Annotated in this window: 8 protein-coding genes; 1 reads left to right on the top strand and 7 read right to left on the bottom strand. The window is 30.4% G+C overall.

What is annotated here, in order from left to right:
* Positions 1 to 66: 66 nt before the first annotated feature.
* The 7 genes from B2145_RS12860 to B2145_RS12830 form a co-directional block, all read right to left on the bottom strand.
* Complete coding sequence (locus tag B2145_RS12860; protein WP_291102944.1) at positions 67 to 1,002, bottom strand: hypothetical protein; 936 nt, start codon at positions 1,000 to 1,002, stop codon at positions 67 to 69.
* A 29-nt stretch (positions 1,003 to 1,031) separates the two neighbouring features.
* The gene (locus B2145_RS12855; protein WP_291102942.1) at positions 1,032 to 1,430 is read right to left on the bottom strand and encodes a hypothetical protein; all 399 of its coding nucleotides are present in this window, start codon (positions 1,428 to 1,430) and stop codon (positions 1,032 to 1,034) included.
* A gap of 9 nt (positions 1,431 to 1,439) precedes the next feature.
* Complete coding sequence (locus B2145_RS12850; protein WP_291102940.1) at positions 1,440 to 1,649, bottom strand: hypothetical protein; 210 nt, start codon at positions 1,647 to 1,649, stop codon at positions 1,440 to 1,442.
* Between the two features lie 91 nt (positions 1,650 to 1,740).
* Positions 1,741 to 2,331, bottom strand: a complete 591-nt coding sequence (locus tag B2145_RS12845; RefSeq protein ID WP_291102939.1) for a hypothetical protein — start codon at positions 2,329 to 2,331, stop codon at positions 1,741 to 1,743.
* A gap of 58 nt (positions 2,332 to 2,389) precedes the next feature.
* Positions 2,390 to 2,962: a hypothetical protein gene (locus B2145_RS12840; RefSeq protein WP_291102937.1), complete on the bottom strand. Its 573-nt coding sequence runs from the start codon at positions 2,960 to 2,962 to the stop codon at positions 2,390 to 2,392.
* 11 nt (positions 2,963 to 2,973) lie between these two features.
* Positions 2,974 to 4,062: an AAA family ATPase gene (locus B2145_RS12835; RefSeq protein WP_291102935.1), complete on the bottom strand. Its 1,089-nt coding sequence runs from the start codon at positions 4,060 to 4,062 to the stop codon at positions 2,974 to 2,976.
* A 149-nt stretch (positions 4,063 to 4,211) separates the two neighbouring features.
* Positions 4,212 to 4,580, bottom strand: a complete 369-nt coding sequence (locus tag B2145_RS12830; RefSeq protein WP_291102933.1) for a PH domain-containing protein — start codon at positions 4,578 to 4,580, stop codon at positions 4,212 to 4,214.
* 543 nt (positions 4,581 to 5,123) lie between these two features.
* Here B2145_RS12830 and B2145_RS12825 point away from each other — a divergent pair.
* A complete protein-coding gene (locus B2145_RS12825) occupies positions 5,124 to 5,801 on the top strand; it encodes a hypothetical protein (protein WP_291102930.1) in 678 nt (225 codons plus the stop codon).
* Positions 5,802 to 5,923 lie beyond the last annotated feature (122 nt).

Here is a 5,923-nt window from a genome sequence, read left to right as displayed (position 1 = left end):
GTTTCTCAGCAGACCCTATATAGAAGGCTGTTTTTCCGTGTTTCTTATCTGTAATTTCTGGCATAATTATTTTATTTTTTGAGTTAATATTTCAAATTCTTTTAAATTTTCTCTGATTTTTTCCATTTGAGGATCTCTTATTACTTTTTTCTTTGGTAACCAAAAATTATTTGTATTACCACTTGCTAAATGAGGAAGAATAATATGAATTATTTTAAAACTTGAATCTACCATATCATTTATTTTAAAAAACTCAAAATATGGAAAGTTTACATCTGAGAAATGTGTGCTATTCCAATTTGGGTTGATATTTACTTCATTTTTCAATAACCTATTTACAAAATTCGAAACATCTTTCCCTTGGGAAATAATATATTTTGGTCGAATCAATTCTATAGTTTTTGATATATATTTATTGGCATTTTCTTCTCTTATTTTTGGCCAAATCTTTACATCAGAAGTTTCTTTTGCTTTTCCTTTTATTGCAAAATGAGCTAAATCAGTTATGTAAATTCTATTAAAGAAATCATTATCGATTTGATTGTTTAAATACTTTTCTTTATGATAATAATCATCATTGTTATTAAAAACACTATTCAAATTATTCCAAAGACGTCTATTACCTAAATATTCTCCCAATTCAGCATATTCAGATTCTCCTGTTTCTCTTAATCCATAAGTAACTTGAGCAGTTCTATCTCCTTTTCCAATATGTGGCTCCATACCAATAACCATAATATCTTTTATATTATCTTTTGAAAAATCTAAAGCACCAATCCAACCCGGAAAATCAAAAGCCCAGTTGTTATTATCAACAACGCTTTTAAAGGTTTCATTTTTAACAAGACTCAAAACTTTTTCATTATTAAGACAAATATCACCGTGATAAAGTTCTTCTGCTTTTCCTTTTATTAATGACATCTTTTCTTCATCTAAAAGTGCTTCGGTAATATGCTTTCCGAAACTATCTTTTAAAAATTTTTTAAATTCTTCTTTTCCCATAATCTAATTTACTGTTTGGATGTTATTTTCTAAAATTCTATTTCGTATCTATTATATAATATATCTAACAGGAGTTGTTTTTTATAGGCTTCTTTGGATTCCATTTGGTCTGGCCAAAAGGTTTTGCCATAAAAATACATTAATTCCATAACATCCTCTTGTATTGTTGCCAAAACATCCAGATATTTTAGATTGCGTTCGTAACAAAAATAATCTTCGTCATAATCGTTGTCTGTTTCTCCCAAGATTTGTTTTTGAAAGGGGTAACCATCCACTTCGTAGCCTTTGTTTTCACAGTAATTTATAATTAAATCACGCACAAAACTTTCCTCTAATTCTGCATCTTTATCGCCAGCAATACTATCCGAGGTGTTTTTCCATTGCGGATATATTTTTAGTATTTCAGTTTTAATTTGTTCTAATTCCATTGTTATTTGTTATTCCATTTTCCAATCGACTTCGCCTAAATCCAAGATGCCATTCATTTCTACTTCTAGCCAGGAGGAAATTCCCCCTTCAACACAATTCAAATTAAAACTATAACCTGAAAAAGTCTCATTTTCAACATTCAAACTTGTTCCTTTTGACAAATGTTCCATCATTTTTTGATGTTGGTCGTCTGTTAATTCAATGATTATTTTTTTCATATTCTTATAGGTAAATATTTAGAATTTCCGCTCGGTCATCAAAAATAGATTATCCAATGTTTAAAAGTTTACGGCTTTCCTCAATTGGTTATTATATCCATTTTTTCCAGTCTTTTTGCGTTAAATAAGGCACTTTGTTCATTTCGCAAACTTCCATTGTATGACCTGTTCCTCCCGTTTTTGGTTTTTGTTCATCATCATAGAAAAACGCAAAATCGATAGGGGGAATTCCTGATTTCGTTCCGGTAACTTTCACGGTATCTCTAATAATGTAAGCGGCTTTTATTGCAAAACGATCTTTAGACCCATCAACATATTTGTCAATCAAGGACTTGGTTTTCTTGTTGTTTTTGGACTGATAAACCACTTCGGGTTCGTTCAATAAATCAATTTGATCTAGCGAAATGGTTTCATAGGCATTGTTGCCTTTTTGACGGTGATTGTCATAAGGCGTTATTACTTGTAAGCGTTCAGGAGCCACTTGCAGCACCCCTTGCGAAAAGTAAAAATCGGCACCAACGGCATTTCCACTTCTAAAAGTAGCCAAAGGCAAGTGAGTTGCTAAAAGACTTCCTAATTGAATCAATTTTTCTTTGTCGGATTCTAAAACATTTCGTTTTCCTTCTAAAAGAATGACACTTTTTTTGTAATTGTAAATTTCGATAAATTCGATTAATTCCATAGTTTTTTATTTTATCTACTGCAAATGTAAATTCCTCTAACGTCATAAGATGTCGTAATTATTTTATTTTTCTAAAAAACTGGTAATCGACTTTAATTTCCATCCAAACCTCATCAATATTATAAATGTCAAACCAAGTTAATTCGTGGCAATGGTCATACAAACTATGAAACGAATAACAATGATTGATTTCGGGAAAAGGAGCTTTGTCTTGATGCTCATTGTGAGATTCTGAATTATATTCGACCTCTCCTCTTTGCATTCCCATAAAATCATCAGTAGATTTAAAGAATGGATTCCCGTAAATTGAAGGGTCATATTTTTTATAGTGCTTATTGTTCCAATATGCTAATTCAACTTGTATATTGAAATCGTCAATTACTTTGTTTTTAACCATCAAATTACAATTCTTTTCAATTAACCGATATTGGTTAAAAACCCGTATTTCTTCTTGCCTTAATTTTTCATTTAACAATACAATTTTCTCACAAACCGTGGGTATTAATTCAAACAGACTTTCTATGTGGTGGTTTCTTTTGTGGATTCTTCCTTCTTCACTTCCTGATCTTTCAGAAGAACATTTTTGAATGGCTCTGATAAAATCTATCTCGAGTTCTTTGTCTATTTTCATATCCTTTGTTTTTAATTGCCAAACCCAACTGCTTTTCTCAATTTGGGTTCATAATTGTTGCTGATTTCAAAGTTGAAAATATCTGCAGCAGATAGGGGATGCGCCACTTCTATTATATGTCCTAATTTGTTCAACAAAGCATTGGTTCTATCAAGGGCAAGCGGTTTGAATTCGTAAATAATGGAAAGTCTTCCCTTGCGAAGCAACGCTTTATCTATATTTTTAACATCGGTGTTAAACGTGGCTATAATTTGAATTCCAAGACTTTCTCCCAATAAACCATCCGTAAGATTGAGTAACATCGAGAGATTGGAATTTCGCACTTCCTCACGAGAAGTAATCAGTTCTTCGGCATCTTCAATAACTAAAACCGAATTTCTGTTTTCCAATAAAAATGGAGTCATACTAAGATTATCCAGTTCTCCTGCCATTTTAGGAGAAATGAAGATTACTTTTTTCTTTAGTTGGTGAATTAAATATTTGATATAGGTACTTTTTCCAGTGCCTGGCTGCCCGTGAAAAAGGTAGAGTCCATTAGTGTCTTTTTTGTTGAGTTGTTTTACCATTGATTTGTGAATAGAAAAAAAATCTTCATTATAATGGATATTAAAATCAATTTTTGGTTTTTTGATGTGTACTTCTTTGGTTTCTAAACTTCCATTTTGAGCAATTATTAAACTAATATCAGTTGTTTTTTTAGGGATTTTTATAAATTTTTTACATTCCTCAAAAAGTACATTTACAGTTGTTTCCTGTTCATTTGTATAAAGTATGTAAATACTATTGCGTTCTACATTCAGCATTAAATCTTGTTTTAGAATATAAAAATGATCGATATATTTTAATTCTTTTTTTGGGGAATCAAATCGCTGTTTGTAATGTTGTTTGATAATTTGGTTCTCATACTTGTTTTCAAACCAATTTTTAAAAGAGTCAATATCTATGAAATTTAAAGACTTAAAATTAGGTATCTTATTATAATATCCTAAATACATTCTAAAGCAATCTACGTATGTTGAAGTAGAGTCCAATATTCCGAAATTAGTGTTTTGAAGAAATAATTCTTGATTATTTTCAGAATCTTTATTTAATGTTTCCATACTATTAGTTTTAAAATTTAGGTCAAAACTAATTGGGTACAACGCCAAAGAATGGCGTTGTAAATAAATTTTTCAACTATTTATTTATTTTGATTTCTATACAAAAATTATAAGGGTTAAAAAAAGCTCCGAAATGGAGCTTAGTTGATTTATGATAATTCTTGAAATTTCTTTCTAAATTCTATTGGATTTGAGATATTTGGAAATTCTTCCTTTGTTCCACCAGTTCCAATGATTCTAATGGTTCCATAACCCCGCATTCTTCCTAAAATACTTTGGTCCACATTGACGCTTTCAATTTTGCTTAGGTTCATTTCCAATGTTTTTCTGCTTATTAAGCCTGTCTTAACAATGATACGTTTGTTTGTTATTGCAAATTCATCTGAATAGCGGTCTAGCATAGGAGCAATGAATAAAGTAAAAATTGCTCTCAAATTGCAGAATATTATCCAATGGTATGTTGTTTCAAATTCAATTTGTTCGTCTTTAATAAGGTTATCTTGAATGTAATTTCCCATTTCGTTGTTTTTTAATTGGTTCAAATATACTTCTTTTTCTATGCAATAGTAGGAATGGCTATCGACAAAATGTGACGTTATTAAAATTATCTCTATTATTTTTTATGATTAGAAAAAATGGAATTTAATGTTGCAATTTTGTTTTCACTCCGCCTTCTTTTGGCACACTTCCCAACTTTGAAAGAATCATTTCTTTTTGTGAAAATGAAAAATGGTGTAGTAAAGCGAGAAAATCTATTGGATTTTGATGTGTAAATTGAATCAGTGTCTTAAAAACCTACAAGGTTTTTGAAACCTTTCAGGTTAAACCAATAAATTGATTTTTTTACCATTTTATCTTAACAAATATCTTCCTAAAAACAACAAATCGATTTGAATTACTTATTTTTTTACGTGCAAATATTTATAACTTTGTTTTTTATAAAAAAATGAGCCGTAAAAGATTAGCTGCCTTAATTATTAATTCTGAAATAGGCTTAAACACCTATAAATTGGGATTACACTTGAACTAAAAAAGCATAACAAAACAATTAATTGATAAAAATGGCAGAAAATTTAACATCAGAAGGAAAATGCATTTATTGTAATGAAGTTTTTTCGCAAAAGGAAATAACCAAACATCTTACGGGTCACCTCAAAAAGTTGGAAAAAGATAAAGGAGGAGCTAATACAGAAAACTTTTGCCACATAGAAGTTGAAGCTGGGGAAATGTTTTTGCATTTATTGGTAAAAGGATCGGCAAAAATGAAAGATATAGATACCTTTTTGAGAAAAATATGGCTAGACTGTTGTGGACACATGAGTGGTTTCAGCCATAAAAGAGCAAAAGTTTCCATGTCGCATGCTGTTGAAAATGTTTTTGCTGCAAAGGTAAAAATACAACACGATTATGATTATGGAACCACAACTACTGTATTTTTAAAAGGGCATAAAAAATATGAACTTGAAGGCAAGGATAAAATTGTACTTTTATCAAGGAACGAACCTTTAAAAATTATGTGTAGCATTTGCAATGCAAAACCGGCAATCTGCATGTGTACTGTTTGTCTATGGGAAGAACCTTCCTTTTTTTGTGAATCATGTACAGAAAAACACGAAGAGGTATGTGAGGATTTTAGTGATTATGCCAATGCCCCGATTGTAAATTCTCCACGTATGGGCGAATGTGGTTATGATGGCGGAGTTATTGACAAAGATAGAGATGGATGTTTTGCCAATTAATAATTAATAATTAATACCATTGGTTAATATGTTTTAGTCCAATCGTTCTGGTATAATGCCGCTGTATATTTCATTTAGTTCAATTTTTATTGGACTAATTTGAAATAACTAGCGGTATTATT

The organism is Flavobacterium sp. UBA5153, from assembly GCA_002413745.1.
In the GTDB taxonomy this organism is placed as follows: domain Bacteria; phylum Bacteroidota; class Bacteroidia; order Flavobacteriales; family Flavobacteriaceae; genus Flavobacterium.
This window is presented reverse-complemented; position numbering and strand designations above follow the sequence as displayed.